The 15,470-nt window shown below is 40.3% G+C and carries 16 protein-coding genes and 1 riboswitch; of the genes, 9 read left to right on the top strand and 7 right to left on the bottom strand.

Annotation, left to right across the window (positions count from 1 at the left end; all coding sequences use genetic code 11):
* Window positions 1-346: 346 nt before the first annotated feature.
* Entirely contained in the window at window positions 347-727 is a 381-nt protein-coding gene (crcB, locus tag ACIH2S_RS07910; protein ID WP_006659423.1) for a fluoride efflux transporter CrcB, read from the bottom strand.
* A gap of 108 nt (window positions 728-835) precedes the next feature.
* A riboswitch (Fluoride riboswitch) is annotated at window positions 836-905 on the bottom strand.
* A gap of 144 nt (window positions 906-1,049) precedes the next feature.
* Between crcB and fetA the strand changes: the two genes are divergently transcribed.
* A complete protein-coding gene (fetA, locus tag ACIH2S_RS07905; RefSeq protein ID WP_108479036.1) occupies window positions 1,050-1,703 on the top strand; it encodes an iron efflux ABC transporter ATP-binding subunit FetA in 654 nt (217 codons plus the stop codon).
* A gap of 54 nt (window positions 1,704-1,757) precedes the next feature.
* Window positions 1,758-2,498, top strand: a complete 741-nt coding sequence (gene fetB, locus ACIH2S_RS07900; protein ID WP_154600370.1) for an iron efflux ABC transporter permease subunit FetB — start codon at window positions 1,758-1,760, stop codon at window positions 2,496-2,498.
* Window positions 2,499-2,554: 56 nt separating this feature from the next.
* Here fetB and ACIH2S_RS07895 read toward each other — a convergent pair whose 3' ends face one another.
* Window positions 2,555-3,604: a LacI family DNA-binding transcriptional regulator gene (locus ACIH2S_RS07895; protein WP_430248465.1), complete on the bottom strand. Its 1,050-nt coding sequence runs from the start codon at window positions 3,602-3,604 to the stop codon at window positions 2,555-2,557.
* 238 nt (window positions 3,605-3,842) lie between these two features.
* Between ACIH2S_RS07895 and ACIH2S_RS07890 the strand changes: the two genes are divergently transcribed.
* From ACIH2S_RS07890 to ACIH2S_RS07880, 3 genes are all read left to right on the top strand, one after another.
* Window positions 3,843-4,571: an SDR family oxidoreductase gene (locus tag ACIH2S_RS07890; RefSeq protein WP_036953676.1), complete on the top strand. Its 729-nt coding sequence runs from the start codon at window positions 3,843-3,845 to the stop codon at window positions 4,569-4,571.
* A 36-nt stretch (window positions 4,572-4,607) separates the two neighbouring features.
* Window positions 4,608-6,230 (top strand): FGGY-family carbohydrate kinase, encoded by a 1,623-nt coding sequence (locus ACIH2S_RS07885; protein ID WP_108479037.1) that lies wholly within the window; start codon window positions 4,608-4,610, stop codon window positions 6,228-6,230.
* 578 nt (window positions 6,231-6,808) lie between these two features.
* Window positions 6,809-7,096, top strand: coding sequence for a hypothetical protein (locus ACIH2S_RS07880; protein WP_272534291.1), 288 nt, complete (start codon window positions 6,809-6,811; stop codon window positions 7,094-7,096).
* Window positions 7,097-7,150: 54 nt separating this feature from the next.
* On the opposite strand, the gene ACIH2S_RS07875 is transcribed toward ACIH2S_RS07880, so the two are convergent.
* A complete protein-coding gene (locus tag ACIH2S_RS07875) occupies window positions 7,151-8,044 on the bottom strand; it encodes an endonuclease/exonuclease/phosphatase family protein (protein ID WP_036953685.1) in 894 nt (297 codons plus the stop codon).
* Window positions 8,045-8,266: 222 nt separating this feature from the next.
* Window positions 8,267-9,301 carry a LacI family DNA-binding transcriptional regulator gene (locus ACIH2S_RS07870; RefSeq protein WP_154600272.1) on the bottom strand — a complete coding sequence of 345 codons (1,035 nt, stop codon included), beginning with the start codon at window positions 9,299-9,301 and terminating at the stop codon, window positions 8,267-8,269.
* Between the two features lie 236 nt (window positions 9,302-9,537).
* Between ACIH2S_RS07870 and ACIH2S_RS07865 the strand changes: the two genes are divergently transcribed.
* From ACIH2S_RS07865 to ACIH2S_RS07855, 3 genes are read left to right on the top strand one after another with little or no spacing between them, the layout of a single operon-like run.
* Window positions 9,538-9,984 (top strand): PTS sugar transporter subunit IIA, encoded by a 447-nt coding sequence (locus ACIH2S_RS07865; RefSeq protein ID WP_036953691.1) that lies wholly within the window; start codon window positions 9,538-9,540, stop codon window positions 9,982-9,984.
* Window positions 9,985-10,004: 20 nt separating this feature from the next.
* Complete coding sequence (locus tag ACIH2S_RS07860; RefSeq protein ID WP_108479038.1) at window positions 10,005-10,292, top strand: PTS sugar transporter subunit IIB; 288 nt, start codon at window positions 10,005-10,007, stop codon at window positions 10,290-10,292.
* A gap of 11 nt (window positions 10,293-10,303) precedes the next feature.
* Window positions 10,304-11,560, top strand: coding sequence for a PTS ascorbate transporter subunit IIC (locus ACIH2S_RS07855; RefSeq protein WP_006659411.1), 1,257 nt, complete (start codon window positions 10,304-10,306; stop codon window positions 11,558-11,560).
* Between the two features lie 59 nt (window positions 11,561-11,619).
* Here ACIH2S_RS07855 and ACIH2S_RS07850 read toward each other — a convergent pair whose 3' ends face one another.
* Window positions 11,620-12,426, bottom strand: coding sequence for a DUF4239 domain-containing protein (locus ACIH2S_RS07850; protein ID WP_036953694.1), 807 nt, complete (start codon window positions 12,424-12,426; stop codon window positions 11,620-11,622).
* Window positions 12,427-12,679: 253 nt separating this feature from the next.
* The gene (map, locus tag ACIH2S_RS07845; RefSeq protein WP_036953699.1) at window positions 12,680-13,450 is read right to left on the bottom strand and encodes a type I methionyl aminopeptidase; all 771 of its coding nucleotides are present in this window, start codon (window positions 13,448-13,450) and stop codon (window positions 12,680-12,682) included.
* 300 nt (window positions 13,451-13,750) lie between these two features.
* On the opposite strand from map, the gene ACIH2S_RS07840 reads away from it, so the two are divergent.
* Window positions 13,751-14,170 (top strand): hypothetical protein, encoded by a 420-nt coding sequence (locus ACIH2S_RS07840; protein ID WP_108479039.1) that lies wholly within the window; start codon window positions 13,751-13,753, stop codon window positions 14,168-14,170.
* 68 nt (window positions 14,171-14,238) lie between these two features.
* On the opposite strand, the gene ACIH2S_RS07835 is transcribed toward ACIH2S_RS07840, so the two are convergent.
* Window positions 14,239-15,441, bottom strand: coding sequence for a nicotinamide mononucleotide deamidase-related protein YfaY (locus ACIH2S_RS07835; RefSeq protein WP_108479106.1), 1,203 nt, complete (start codon window positions 15,439-15,441; stop codon window positions 14,239-14,241).
* Window positions 15,442-15,470 lie beyond the last annotated feature (29 nt).

Raw genomic sequence — 15,470 nt, 5'->3', positions numbered from 1 at the left:
GGGAAGATAATGAAAATGCAGAGCGATAGTTTCGTATTCAGCTCCGTTTTTAATAGGATATGTTTTATGCTTTATATTCGATGATAATTCATACTTTTTCAGCTTAGGGAAAACGATAAATTTATAATCTATTGCCCTGAAATATATTTTTATGTATTCACAATTTTGATGCAGTTATATCACGATAAAAATTCATCATTATCACCATTGGTAACATATTCTGCTTTATTTCGTGATTCTCTTTTTTTGCTCAAAATAGAAACAAAAATAGCCTATTCACACTTAGGGATAGGCTATTAATCGTACGAAAATAATCGGTGGAAAATAAATACTTAATTAAAATCTATTATCCTTGAGAAAGCATGTTATGGCACAACATACCGAGCAGCGTAAATAATAAAGCCCCGAGAACATGAATCGCGATCGTGCTAAATGCCACCACCAATTTCCCTTCTTGCAGCATCACCAACACCTCCAACGAAAATGTTGAAAACGTCGTAAACGCCCCACAAAAGCCTGTAACAATAAACAGTTTGTAAGCAGGGTTAATATTGGCGCTCGCAAAGTAAGAGACAGCAAAACCAATGATAAAGCCGCCAACTAAATTGACGAAAACAGTACCAAATGGAATGTGAGGGTGCAGATTATTCAGTTTTAAGCCAATCAACCATCTTAACCAGCCACCTAAAACGGAACCTAAAGCAATAGAAATGAGGGATGCATACATTACCACTTTCCTTACAAGTTAGATGGGAATAAATGCAAGGAAAATCTCCTGCAGACATTTATGCCCTAAATTCGGGCACATAACCTACGCGCCCATTCAAATGAAAAGGTTTACGTAGGCATCATCAGTCCACATCAAGGACGGTTAAACTAGGAGGAATGCCATCTCCTAACGAGACGTTGATTAAAATAATAAGGCAACTATTTTCTTCATGCAAATCTAATTTGCCAAACCTATTCCAGATAACGCGGTGTCTATTTACCCTAAATTGGCGCATAATATCCGTAATATCGATAATAGAATTAGATGGATTAGGTCAAATATGGAAACAAAACAGCCTTTATTACAGCTTAAGAATATCGGTTTTCAGGTTGGTCAGAAGATAATTTTAGATAATGTGCAGATTGACCTATACCCAGGTGAATTTAAATTGATCACGGGTCCTTCTGGTTGTGGCAAAAGTACATTATTAAAAATTGTCTCTTCACTCATCCCGCCAAGTTGCGGTGAAATTCTATTTGCTGGCGAAAATATCAACGCAATTGCACCAGAGAAATATCGTCAACAAGTCTCCTATTGCACTCAAACGCCCACACTCTTTGGTAATACCGTGTATGACAATCTCTTTTTTCCTTATCAAATACGGAATAAACCATTTGATAAACAAAAAATCCTCGATGATTTAAGCTATTTTTCACTACCTGATACCATCCTAGAAAAAGGCATTAATGAGCTTTCAGGCGGCGAAAAACAGCGAATCTCATTGATCCGTAATTTACAATTCTTGCCGCAAATTTTATTACTGGATGAGATTACTAGTGCCTTAGATGAACAAAATAAAATCAAAGTGAATGAGCTTATTCATCAATTAGCGGTCAAGAATAATATTGCCGTCCTCTGGGTGACTCATGACCAAGATGAAATTGGCCATGCTGACGATATTATTACCCTTCCCGTACACCATAGCGAAAAATAGGAATTAATCGTGCATCAACCTACTATTTCCAATGAGTCGCTCGCATTTTCTATCATGTTAGTCTTAGTAGCTATTTTTATTAGCCATAAAGAGAAGCTCTCTCTTGAAAAAGATATTATTTGGAGTACGTGCCGCGCCATTGTTCAGCTATTAATTGCGGGTTATATCCTCAAATATATTTTCCACGTTGACCATAAGGCACTCACTGTTTTATTGGTGCTATTTATTTGCTTTAACGCCGCCTGGAATGCGAAAAAACGTAGTAAATACCTCGATAAACTATTTCCAACCGCGTTAATTGCGATTACTTCAGGCACATTTTTAACCTTGCTAGTATTAATTCTCACTGAAGCTATCGCGTTTACCCCAATGCAAGTGATTCCAATTACAGGGATGATTGCCGGGAATGCCATGATTGCCGTCGGACTCTGCTTCAATAACTTAGGACAGCGCTTTAATAGCCAACAACAGCAAATTCAAGAAATGCTCAGCTTGGGCGCCACACCTAAAATTGCTTCTGCCTCGATTATTCGTGAAAGTATTCGAGCGTCATTAATTCCTACGGTGGATTCCGCCAAGACGGTTGGGATAGTGAGCTTGCCCGGTATGATGTCAGGGCTAATTTTTGCGGGGGTCGATCCTTTGCAGGCTGTTAAATACCAAATTATGGTGACATTTATGCTATTAGCGACGGCAAGTCTCTCCACGATTTTGGCGGGGTATTTAACCTACGTAAAATTTTATAATCAGCGCCATCAATTGCGTTTAGATGCTTTAAATAAAAGCATTAAATAAAAATATTAAGTAGACCAAATCAGGCTTAACATTTCTGCTTTAAGCCTGATTTTATTTTATTCTGTTTTTCCCATCATGACAGGCATCACCTCAATCAGCTGAGGCTGGCTTTCTCCCGATTCTATCAAGGCGAAAATTTGCTCTAGCATAGCGGGAACATCCTGTTTAACCATCTCAATATCATTCCCAAGTAATGCAACAAATGGATCCCAGTCAAAACATCCCATCGGCGGCTGATGCGCACCCGTATGACCTTCTTTCATTAACCACCTCATCACCCCTTCCAATGAAATGGTCGAGTTGACAAACAACCCACAAAGTTCAATGTCTGGAGGTGTTCCTTTTTGTAACAACGAATGCTGGGAAGAATATATGGAGAGTGCTCGTTCGGCTTTTTCTGGTGCATAACCACAAGTCAAAATATGGTGTTGAGGAACCTCTATATTCAAAGAATTGTGAGCATCGATAAACCCTCGAATTCGCTCTCGAGTGTTATGCTCCTCTTCCCGTCCCCCCACAAACACCAGCGATTCTGAGGATGCGGCTCGTTGCTGCCTTTTCTGTAAAATATTGAGCGTTAACTGCTTTGCACCTTGATAGTTATCGGAAATCACCGAAGGAGCCAATGTACCAGGTAAGTCCAAATTGAGTGTCGGCACACCTGATGCGTGGCAGATTTGCGTAATTTTATCAGGATCGGTTGCCCCAGTTGAAATCAACCAATCCACTTGATATGAAAGCATTGCCTTTGCGGCTTCTAACTCTAATTGGGGATCACGGCGTGTACAGGTAATGATAGGAAATAACCCGCGTTCACGCGCCATCTCCTCAAAATGCTCCACAATCGACCCAAAATAACGGTTATCATATTTAGGAACCAACATCCCAATAATTTTGGATTTATTACTGCGTAATAGACTCGCTTGCTTATTCACCGAATAGTTTTGCTCTTGCGCTATTCGCATAATTTTTTCAGCTAATTGAGCACTAATACGCCTTTTTTGCCAATTTCCATTTAATACAGCGCTAACGGCACTGGCTGAAACCCCTGCCAATTCTGCAAGGTCATAGATCGTGGTTTTCTTGTTTTGTCTGATCTTGCTCACAAATTTATGCCTCCATTTTTTCCTAGCTTGACACCAAAGCGTAAAAGTCGCAATACTGCTCCATCGATTGAGCGACATCGAAATTAACCTAGAATCGAGTTGATATGGCGATTTGCCTGCATTCTCACTCACTGAATACATTCCGCCAAATCCCCTCGTAACTTATTAAAATTAAATTAATTTCTAATACTCAGTTTGACTTCCCTATTGATTAACTAACTTATCCGGAGTGAACATCATGGCTATCTCATTAGAAAACAAAGTTGCCGCCATCACAGGTGCGGCTTCTGGTATTGGACTTGAGTGCGCACGTACCCTACTCAAAGCTGGCGCGAAAGTTGTTTTAATTGACCGTGCCGAAGAGCGATTAAATCAGTTAGTTGCCGAATTAGGCGACAATGCTATTCCTCTAGTTGTTGATTTAATGAAACCAGAACAAGTGGATGGCATGTTGGACGCCATTTTAGCCAAAGCGGGTCGCCTAGATATTTTCCACGCTAACGCAGGTGCTTATATCGGTGGTCCTGTCGCAGAAGGCGACCCAGATGTTTGGGATAAAGTATTAAACCTCAACATCAATGCCGCATTTCGCAGTGTACGCGCCGTTCTCCCACACTTTATTGAGCAAAAATCAGGGGATGTCCTGTTTACTAGCTCAATCGCAGGTATGGTGCCCGTGATTTGGGAGCCTATCTACACCGCGTCTAAATTTGCAGTTCAAGCGTTTGTCCATTCAACTCGCCGCCAAGTGTCCCAACACGGAGTTCGCGTTGGGGCAGTATTACCAGGTCCTGTTGTCACTGCATTACTGGATGACTGGCCAAAAGAAAAAATGGAAGAAGCATTAGCTAATGGCAGCTTAATGCAACCTATCGAAGTCGCTGAAGCGGTTCTCTTTATGCTGACTCGTCCAAGAAATATCACCATCCGTGATCTTGTGATCCTGCCAAACAGTGTTGACCTCTAGTTTTTACCGATAACCATAAAGATTGTGAGAGGACATATGAACAGCCCTACGCAAAGTAAAAATGACGACGTCGTCATTGGTATTGATGTCGGTACAGGCAGTGCCCGTGCAGGTATTTTTGATCTGCATGGCAACATGCTTGCGTCAGCTAAACACGATATTACGCTCTACCGTGATGGAGCCAATTTCGTAGAGCAATCAAGTAACGAAATCTGGAATGCCGTTTGTTATTGTGTGAAACATGCAATGACAAATGCCAAGATTGATGCGAAACGTGTCGCAGGAATTGGTTTTGATGCGACCTGCTCTCTGGTTGTTTTAGATAAAAACCAGCAACCTATTTCTGTCAGCCCGAGTGAGGATCCTGAACGCAATATTATTGTTTGGATGGATCACCGCGCCACAGAACAAGCTGAGCGCATCAATAGCCTAAAACATCCAGTATTGAATTATGTTGGGGGTAAAATTTCCCCTGAAATGGAAACCCCCAAAATTCTTTGGTTAAAAGAAAATCGCCGCCAAACTTATGATAATGCGTGGCAATTCTTTGATTTAGCAGACTTCCTAACGTGGAAATCAACAGGCTCTTTAGCGCGCTCTACATGCACAGTAACCTGTAAGTGGACTTACTTGGCACATGAAAAACGCTGGGATGCTGATTATTTTCGCCAAATTGGTCTCGCTGAATTAGCGGACGAAAACTTTGCTCGCATTGGTCAAGAAATTGTCGAACCAGGCACACCAAACGGAAGCGGCTTAACCGCCCAAGCGGCTGAACAAATGGGACTGTTGGTTGGGACGCCAGTTGCCGCAGGGATGATTGATGCTCATGCTGGTGGAATTGGTACAGTTGGGGTGAATGGTGATGCTACTGCAAATATGGCATATGTTTTCGGTACGTCTTCCTGCACGATGACCACCACCCAAGACCCGGTGTTTATCCCTGGTGTTTGGGGACCTTATTATTCTGCAATGGTCCCGGGAATGTGGCTCAACGAAGGGGGACAAAGTGCTGCCGGTGCGGCAATTGACCAACTACTTTCGTTACATCCGATGGCTACACAAGCCAAAGTGATGGCAAAAGAGCAAGGCAAACCATTACCCGTTATGCTGGCGGATAAGGTATTAGAAAAATCAGGTACCCCATCTCAAGCAGTTGAATTAGCTAAAGGTATTCATATTGTTCCTGAATTTTTAGGCAATAGAGCCCCCTTCGCCGATCCCCACGCGAAAGCCATCATAGCGGGCTTAACCATGGATAACAGCTTTGATAACTTACTTGCCTTCTATACCGCTGGCGTTTGCAGTATTGGCTATGGATTGCGACAAATTATTGATGCTCAGGCGCAATCAGGCGCCGTTATCCAAAACATCGCTATCAGTGGTGGTGCTGGTCAGCACCCTCTGATCCGCCAACTTCTAGCGGATACCTGTGGTGTTCCTGTGATTTCAACTCAAGCGGATGAACCAGTATTACTGGGCTCTGCTATTTTGGGTGCTGTCGCAGGAGGTGTTTGTGAGAATGTTGCACAAGCAATGGCTCAATTTGCAAATATTGATTTAACATATCAGCCTAATGAGCAATTTAAATTACATCATCAAACTCGGTTCACTTCTTTCCAGCATTTACAACAATGTGCTAGAGAATTGAAAGGTTAAATATTGTATTTCAGCATATTATCAAGGGAATAAGTTTATCTTATTCCCTTTTTTATTAGGGAGAAATTAAATAGGTTTATTTAATCAAATAAAATACATTAATATAATTTAATTGAGCGAAATCGCCTATATTATTAATAGGGAAATCCAATGATAAACAATTTTAAGAATTACATGATACTTTATTTTAACACTTTCACTCACCGAACAAAAAACACACAAAAAGCCCGTGAAATATAGGGGGAAAGCAAAGCTACTTAGCAGCAAAACCCAAAATAATGACTATATTCATATATTTTAATATGATAGAAAATTATTAACATTTAAATAAATTAGATTATGATTTTCATTCTGCAATGTTCTTTCAGTGAAATAAATCGCTAACATAATGATATAATGTACAATGCTATTTAACCTTTAATTTAAAAACCAAAAACTAAAATTATCCGACTAATTTTGATAAAACATTTATATTAACTTGTGTACTATTTCCAGCATCGAAAATAAGTTAAAAAATCGAAAACCAATATCAGGTTGAAAAACCAAAAACGGGTCAAAAAAACAAAACAGGGCTCACAATGACAAATACTCAGCTACTGTTGTTGGCAACCAACAACATCAAAAATAATACCGAACTCAGCCATTCTCAAGAGTCCTATGTTTATCAATATTACTATGAAAACGTCGCCAATAAATTCTCGACAATTAAAGAATTTATGTATGAATTCATTATATTAACTAAACCCGCCTTAGAAAATGAAGCGGATTTTCACGCATTAAGCTCACGCATTTACGACGCTATTGAAGAGTACTTAGGGATAGCTCAAGTCCGTTATATTCAGCGCCAAAAATTACTGCAAAAGTAAGTGATTCTAATAAAAACAGACCTCAAATAGAGGCCTGTCCACTATCCCAATAACTTACTGTTCTTGTAACTCAAGTTCTGCAATAACCGGCAAATGGTCACTGACTTTTGACCATTGAAAGTCTTTACTGTCTGTTGGAATTGTCATGGTTTTCACATCCCAAACCTGACCTTTATAGGTAAAGATATGGTCGATATCTATGGCAGGGTTAACTGCAGGCCATGTGCGATAATTCACCCCTTTTTTCTCAACTGGATCCCAAAAATAGCTGATTTCCTGAATAGGTTGCTCTTTTGCGGTTGAGTTAAAATCCCCTGCGAGGATTTTGATGGAAGCAGCAATATTATCAAAACCTGTTTCGGTATCACCAATCGTCGCATCGAGAATATGGCGAACTTGACCTATGCGGATGGTAGGATCTTTCTGCCAGTCTAAGTGAGTTCCCATGATAATAATGGGTGAGTCAAAACCAGGTTTTGTAATTTGTGATAATAATACCACTCGCTGCTCTGCTCCGCCTGATGGTAAATTCACGACTTGGGATTTCTCAATTTTATATTTTGATAAAATTCCTACACCATATTCACCACCATCAAAATCGAGCGCCTTACCAAACGCAAAATCCATTTTGTTTGCTTTGGCAATTTCCTCTAGTTGGTTCACTTTCTTACTACGTGCGGTTTTATTGTCAATTTCAGTTAAGACAATAACATCCGCATCAATCTTAGCGATCGCTTTGCTCAATTCATCTAAATTAGCGACATCCGCCGCCAACTCATTTTTACCAATATTATAAGTAGCAACTTTGATCGTTGGTTTATTTGCAGAATACACCTTATTCGGCGTTCCACCATTTTGTACCATTAAAACTTCAGAACCTGTTGTTGCCGCTGTCGCACCACACGAAACTAAAATTGCGGCAGACACGAGTGTTTTTATTGATTTCATAATGTACTTATCCCCAGTGTAATAACTATCTCAAGTTAAACAAAGCATCTATCTCTGCGTAAAATCCGAACATGCACGATAGATATAAGGAGGAAATTAGCACAGAAGAATAAATAAACAGTGACCTCTACAGCATTCTTATTTCGAGATTAAAAATAACTTTTGACCTTTACGTGATTCTGTGACCGAATACACAATATAGTGCAACAAATACAGTGATTTCTAGCCACTTTGTCTTGCCTCAAATTTATAAGGGAAGACAATTTCATCCTGAACATCGGCAAAACTTTCTTCCGTATCCCCTAACCATTTTAAGAGTTTTTTCGCGGTTTCTCGCGCCATTTTACTGTAATCAATGCGCACTGATGTGAGCGATGGATGAATATGATCACAATTTTCCGACCCTTCAACGCACACCACTGCCAACATCTTCGGAATTTTGATTAGGCGCCGCTGACATTCAAACATGACCCCTAACGCTATCATTTCATGGCTACAAATCACGGCTTCTAATTCTGGTTGACGGGTCAACATTTCACTAATCGCCTGCCGACCAAAGTCCATGGTGGCCACATACGGCGTCGTAATACTTTGCTCAGCACTTAAGTTATTCTTTAACAGTGTGTTATTCCAACCACTCAGTTGTTGCCCCTGCATTTTGCTGTCCATTTGTGCACCAATATAGCCAATGCGCTGGTGACCTTTTTGCAGCAAATAGTGTGTAAGAAAACTAACCGCTTCACCTAAATTGTTTTTTATATTGAGTGTAAAGCGATGAGCAGGATCCCCCGTCACGTTAATTACGGGGATAGGTAAATTATTCAGAGTCCCCAAGGCACTTTCAGAATTCATTGCACCAAAAATCACTAATGCGGCGGGGCTACTTTGCAACAGCGTGAGTAACACCTCAGACTCTTTTTTATGCTGATAATCGTGACTACCAATCACCACTTGATAATTATTTTTATTCAAGACTTCTTGTAAAGCTTGCAGAAAAACTGAGCTTGCATTGTCTCGTAATGATGGGATCAATACTGCAATTGTTCGGCTTTGACCTGACGCTAAAATGCCCGCAGCGGAATTGGGAATGTAACCGAGCTCCTCAACAGCTTCATTGATTTTCTCCCTCAATTTATCCGAGACTAACTCCGGTGTCCGCAAAGCACGCGATACCGTCATTGAACCGACTCCCGCATATTTCGCGACGTCTTGTAATGTGACTCTGCCTGTATTCTTTCTTTTTCGGGTTTTCTGCATGAAATTACTTTGTTTCGTCTAAACTTATTATTCAACGACGATAACTTATCACAGCTCCGATTTGTTAATTAACTGCCAAATGCACTAAAAATGATTTTATTAACGATATTTAGCCAAAATGATAGCGCTATCACGAAAATGAATAATTCAGCTAGATAGCGCTACCATAGATCACTACTATTCATTCCATTACTAAAACATCTAATAGAATTTCTTTTTTACCAGGAGCCAAACCAATGCTAACTACGTTACTAACCCCGAATGTGGTTCAGGTGGTTGACAGCGCCAATGACTGGCGTGATGCAATAAAAATTGCCTGTAATCCCTTAATTAATAATAAGTTCATCGAACCTCGTTATATTGATGCCATCATTCAATCCCACGAAAAAATCGGCCCTTACTATGTATTAGGCCCAGGTATTGCAATGCCACATGCCCGCCCTGAAGACGGAGTTAACCAGTTATCTCTTGGTTTAACCGTCATCAAACAAGGGGTTGAGTTTGGTTCAGAAGGTAACGATCCAATTAAGTTATTGATTGTTCTTGCAGCAACAGACAGCAACAGCCATATCGGTGCGATTGCAAAACTGGCTGAACTTTTTGATAACCAAGAAGATATTGATAGCATCATGCAATCAGAAAACGTAGATGACATCCTTAACATCATCGCTAAATATGAATAATTGAGTCATAGGTAAATATTATGAAAATCACTGTTGTTTGTGGAAATGGTTTAGGTACAAGTCTAATGATGGAAATGAGCATCAAGACAATTTTAAAAGACCTACAAGTTACGGCTGATGTTGACCACGTTGACTTAGGTTCAGCCAAAGGTACTGTCAGCGATATTTTTGTCGGCACTACAGATATCGCCGAACAATTAGTTGCTCAACAAGTTGGCGGTGAAATTGTTGCTCTGGAAAATATGATTGATAAAGTCGCGATGAAAGAACGTCTGAGCGTGGCTTTACAGAAACTCGGCGCGATGTAACCGGAGGCTTCATGGAATTCTTTCGTTTTCTGATGCAAGATGTGCTTTCTGAACCGGCGGTACTCGTCGGTCTAATCGCACTTATCGGTCTGATTGCTCAAAAGAAACCTGTTACTGAATGCATTAAAGGCACCATCAAAACCATCATGGGTTTTGTAATTTTAGGCGCCGGTGCAGGGTTAGTTGTCAGTTCTTTAGGTGATTTTTCCGCAATTTTTCAACACGCATTTGGTATCAATGGTGTCGTGCCGAACAACGAAGCAATCGTGTCTATTGCACAAAAAAGCTTCGGTCGTGAAATGGCAATGATCATGTTCTTTGCGATGTTAATCAATATCTTGATTGCTCGCCTGACCCCATGGAAATTTATCTTCCTGACAGGTCACCATACTTTATTCATGTCCATGATGATTGCGGTTATCTTAGCGACCGCAGGTATGGAAGGAACTATGCTCGTTGCTGTCGGTTCACTGATTGTTGGTTTCTGTATGGTGTTTTTCCCTGCGATTGCACACCCGTACATGAAAAAAGTCACCGGTTCTGATGATGTAGCAATTGGTCACTTCTCCACGATATCTTATGTGTTAGCGGGCTTTATCGGTAGCAAATTTGGTAATAAAGAACATTCTACTGAAGATATGAATGTGCCAAAAAGCTTACTGTTCCTGCGTGATACACCTGTCGCTATTTCGTTCACTATGTTCATCATCTTTATCATTACTTGTTTGTTTGCAGGCAGTGATTTTGTTCGTGAAGTGAGCGGTGGTAAAAACTGGTTCATGTTCTCGTTGATGCAATCTATTACTTTTGCAGCGGGTGTTTACATCATTCTGCAAGGTGTGCGTATGGTTATTGCCGAGATCGTTCCTGCATTTAAAGGGATCTCTGATAAATTAGTGCCAAATGCAAAACCTGCATTAGACTGCCCAGTGGTCTTCCCTTACGCACCGAATGCTGTGTTAGTTGGCTTCTTAAGCAGCTTTGCAGCGGGTGTATTAGGCATGTTTGTTTTGTATGCACTGAACATGACGGTAATTATTCCGGGAGTTGTACCACACTTCTTCGTAGGTGCGGCGGCTGGGGTATTCGGTAACGCTACGGGTGGACGCCGTGGTGCTATCCTTGGTGCCTTTGCTCAAGGTCTGTTAATTACCTTCTTACCTGTATTCTTACTGCCAGTCCTCGGCGACATCGGTATTGCAAATACGACCTTTAGTGACGCTGACTTCGGCGCTATCGGAATTTTATTAGGTATTATCGTTCGATAATCCTTCAACCCTCTGAGTTTATACTCAGAGGGTTTTCCATCATTCCTGCACTGCCTAACTTACTTTCCCAGCCAAGCACCATCCTTAAATAAGAAGTCCTGCAATAAAAGTAAATCATCCGGCGTAACATGGATCACCCCTTCTCCTGGGATATCAATTTCTGCAATCATAAACAGCGCCAATGTTGTCAAAGATGGCAGAATAACAATAAGCCAGTTTTTACCTTTTGTTCCTCGAATGTTATAACCTATCAAGACATTCGAGCAGACAGCGAAAAATATCAGTAAGAACCAAGCAGCATTCGGGATTTGGTGTCGCCAGCTAGCCATAGTTTTTTGTTGAGAAACATATAAATCACCAAACGCCGATAAAACTGAAGAGACCACAGGGTTCGGCGATTCTTGAGCCTGTTTCACACCGATTTCCCAGAGTTGCCCTTGTTTAGTCAGAGATGTCATCCGCCATTGGCTGTTTTCATCACTCACTCCCGATTTAAAAAACTCGATGCGCGCTTCAAGATATTGTTGAATAAGCAATGAGGCTTCTGCTCGTTCATCACCGCTGAGTAATTGTGCTCGTTGATAAGCATTTCCAATCGCAATTGCTTCGTTTTCTTCTGTTTGCTGGCGGTTGTTATAACCATTGATGGAAATCGATAATACAAAGCCAATCAACAGACCCAATAACGACAAAATCGCGCCTAAAATAATTTTTGCCTCATCATCCGCTAGCTCTTCATGAGCACTGCGGCGTTTAAAAATATATTTTCCAATATACGCAGAAATAATTAATAAAACGAAGGTGACAATAAATAAAAGAATAGAATCAATGGGCGTATCGTTAATTAACTCAGAGAGGTTAAACATGCGTGGCACCAAAAAAGTTTATTTGCCGATATATAACACGATCAAATGCGGAATATCTATGTAAATTACCTTTTTGGTGGGTATTTTAGTAATAAGCTTCAGATCTGTTACCCAATAACGATAACCCAAGTTGAAATGACATCAATAAATGAATATTTTCAGAATTTAAGTATTAAATTTAATGAAAAAAATCGCCATATTCCATTTATGGTGAATATGGCGATTTGCAAAACTGTATTAGAACTAAATCGAATTAGCGCTCTTCGTCACGCAAAGTCAGTACTTCATAACCATCTTTAGTGACCAAGATGGTGTGTTCCGACTGCGCAGAAAGCTTTTTATCTCGCGTCACGACCGTCCAACCATCTTTTTTTGTTTTTATTTTCATGCCGCCTTGGTTGATCATTGGCTCTATGGTGAATGTCATACCTTCTTTTAGAACCAAACCCCGCCCACGGGTTCCATAATGTAATACTTGCGGATCCTCATGCATTTTTCGACCAATACCATGCCCACAATATTCACGAACAACGCTATAACCGTTTGATTCCGCATGATGTTGGATAGCTGATCCAATATCACCTAACGTAGCACCTGGTTTTACCTGCTTGATCCCTTCCCACATTGCATTATAGGTATCTTTCACTAATTTTCGGGCAAGCGGGGAAGCTTCTGGCATCACATACATTTTACTTGAATCAGCAATAAAACCATTTTTCTCAAGGGTAATATCCACATTAATAATATCTTTTGGCTTTAAGATTTCATCGACTTTTGGCACACCATGGCACACGACTTCGTTAATTGATGTATTTAGAACATATTGATAACCATATTGGCCTTTACTGGCAGGACGTGCTTGAAGTTCATTCACAATATAGCTTTCGACTTTGTCGTTAATTTCCATTGTGGATATTCCGGGAACAATAAACTCATCCAACATTTTAAAAACGCTAGCAAGCAATCGACCAGATTCTCGCATTAATTCTATCTCTTCAACATTTTTAATCGTGATATTGTCCATTGAGTTTCCTTTAAACTTCCGTTCACGTATTCAGCTTTTCGTTAAATAATGTGCTAAAAATCTGACTTAACATAAATTGGTTATGACTATAAATTGGTATGATCATAACGTATCAATTGCTCCCATTAAAGCACTCCACTATTGAAAGGCACAAAACGGCATAAAATAAATACGTGATGATTTGCTAAGCTTCAAGGATTGTCTTAGTTACAGCTAGAATCATTGCTGCTAAATTACTAAGTAGAAAATTTAAATTTCTTACATTATTCATCAGTTATTGAGACTAATTTGAGGGAGAAAATGAAAAAATATTTACTGAGTATTAGTTTAGCCGCAAATGCTGTTTTACTCGTTGCGCTGATCTCTGTCGCTGTGATGCTATTTAATTTAAAAGCGAAGGTGGATAACGCAATTCAACAAGTAAAAGATGGTGAATATATTGAGTTGGCCAAAGATAATATTTTACCTGATTCTTTAAAAAATCTGTCTAAGATTGATGTCACAGATAAACCTTGCGACTATTTTTATCAGAATGTGGATGTGTTTATCGAATATTTGAAAGATAACCCAGACATTGCAGGCGCAGATATTTATGCCAATCAAATTACCGCATTAAAACGTAAAATTGAAAATGCCCCTTCTGTTTTTCAAGATAAAGCCTGTGAAAAAGGGATCTCTGGGCTTAATTTTATGATTGAAACTATCTCACCCACTGAATAATAGATATTAGCCACCCTCTTTTCATTGAGGGTGGTTTTGCAAATATTCCTAGCGGTACATTAATTACTTTAGTTAACTTCCATCACTTGAATTTGCTCTAACCATTCATAATCCCCAATGATTGGGCGACCATCTAGCCAACGAGATAACATATCCAACATCAACATCACGCTAACCTGCTGTTTTTCCAGTTCTGAGTGATTGTGAGGTAAATAATTTACACACTGAGCATAACTGCCTGTTGGGGTGGATAATGCTAAAGATAAAGTTCCATCATAATATTCGCCAATGACTAAACCAATCTCACGCTGATTTAGCGACCGATTATTCTTTGCAGTTTGGACTAAGGCTGCCAAATCTGAATGCGTTGCTGATTTTTCAATATTTCCTTGAGTGACAGGCACTTTTGCTGCATTCAATGTCCAATAGAGTAAGCCGGCACTGAACTGTTCGTGTGTCACAACTGAAAGCTGTTGTTGTTCAAGTGATTCTCGCACTAACGCGCCAATACCTTCGGTACCTTCAAATACTTTATTGTCACCAACACCCGCTTTCACGACTTGCCAGATTTGCTCCATCGCATCGCGTTGATTTGCAGGTCCGGTCAATTTTAATTCAATGATTGGCATTGAAGAACGGTAACCCAACACACACTCTTTTGGTAGCTCAATTGGGTCAAACTGCCTTGCAAGACTGCTTTCACTGCGACCAAAACTGGTTAGACGTAAACAAATAGGTGGCTCTGGTAACGTAAGTTTTTGACGTAAACGAGGAATGATCTGTTCATTGATCATAACTTTAAACTCAGAAGGGACGCCCGGTGTAAAAAAGAACCAACAATCATTAAGATACAGCGTAAAACCACAAGCAGTTCCCACTGGATTATCAATAAGTTCGGCATTGGCGGGTAACATGGCCTGCTTACGATTAGTTGCCGGCATTTCGCGCCCTCGAGCAGTGAAATAGCTCTCCATTACCGCAATCCATTCAGGATGCTCAACAAGCGGTACACCCGCAGCCGTTGCAGCCGCTAACGCACTGAGATCATCACTCGTAGGGCCTAATCCACCATTAACAATAACCACATCGGCATGATGGCTACGCTCAATAAATGTTTCCACTAAGCTATCAAGAGAGTCACCGACCGTTGTACGGCTATGCAGCGGCAATCCTTGCTGGAACAAACAATCCGCTAGCCACGCCGCATTGGTGTCAATAATTTGCCCATGCAGCACTTCATCACCGGTACTTAACATTTCTACAATCAACATCCCTGCGCTCCCTTTTTGAGGCTCACCAT

The organism is Providencia lanzhouensis, assembly GCF_050469745.1.
Classification (GTDB): domain Bacteria; phylum Pseudomonadota; class Gammaproteobacteria; order Enterobacterales; family Enterobacteriaceae; genus Providencia; species Providencia lanzhouensis.
The sequence above is the reverse complement of the archived record's forward strand: the minus strand, read 5'-3'. Positions and strand labels throughout refer to the sequence as shown.

Coding starts and splice junctions, on each gene's coding strand:
- crcB (WP_006659423.1), bottom strand. CDS start 727: ATGTATGCATCCCTCATTTCTATTGCTTTAGGTTCCGTTTTAGGTGGC.
- fetA (WP_108479036.1), top strand. CDS start 1,050: ATGGAAACAAAACAGCCTTTATTACAGCTTAAGAATATCGGTTTTCAG.
- fetB (WP_154600370.1), top strand. CDS start 1,758: ATGTTAGTCTTAGTAGCTATTTTTATTAGCCATAAAGAGAAGCTCTCT.
- ACIH2S_RS07890 (WP_036953676.1), top strand. CDS start 3,843: ATGGCTATCTCATTAGAAAACAAAGTTGCCGCCATCACAGGTGCGGCT.
- ACIH2S_RS07885 (WP_108479037.1), top strand. CDS start 4,608: ATGAACAGCCCTACGCAAAGTAAAAATGACGACGTCGTCATTGGTATT.
- ACIH2S_RS07880 (WP_272534291.1), top strand. CDS start 6,809: ATGACAAATACTCAGCTACTGTTGTTGGCAACCAACAACATCAAAAAT.
- ACIH2S_RS07875 (WP_036953685.1), bottom strand. CDS start 8,044: ATGAAATCAATAAAAACACTCGTGTCTGCCGCAATTTTAGTTTCGTGT.
- ACIH2S_RS07870 (WP_154600272.1), bottom strand. CDS start 9,301: ATGCAGAAAACCCGAAAAAGAAAGAATACAGGCAGAGTCACATTACAA.
- ACIH2S_RS07865 (WP_036953691.1), top strand. CDS start 9,538: ATGCTAACTACGTTACTAACCCCGAATGTGGTTCAGGTGGTTGACAGC.
- ACIH2S_RS07860 (WP_108479038.1), top strand. CDS start 10,005: ATGAAAATCACTGTTGTTTGTGGAAATGGTTTAGGTACAAGTCTAATG.
- ACIH2S_RS07855 (WP_006659411.1), top strand. CDS start 10,304: ATGGAATTCTTTCGTTTTCTGATGCAAGATGTGCTTTCTGAACCGGCG.
- ACIH2S_RS07850 (WP_036953694.1), bottom strand. CDS start 12,426: ATGTTTAACCTCTCTGAGTTAATTAACGATACGCCCATTGATTCTATT.
- map (WP_036953699.1), bottom strand. CDS start 13,450: ATGGACAATATCACGATTAAAAATGTTGAAGAGATAGAATTAATGCGA.
- ACIH2S_RS07840 (WP_108479039.1), top strand. CDS start 13,751: ATGAAAAAATATTTACTGAGTATTAGTTTAGCCGCAAATGCTGTTTTA.
- ACIH2S_RS07835 (WP_108479106.1), bottom strand. CDS start 15,441: ATGTTGATTGTAGAAATGTTAAGTACCGGTGATGAAGTGCTGCATGGG.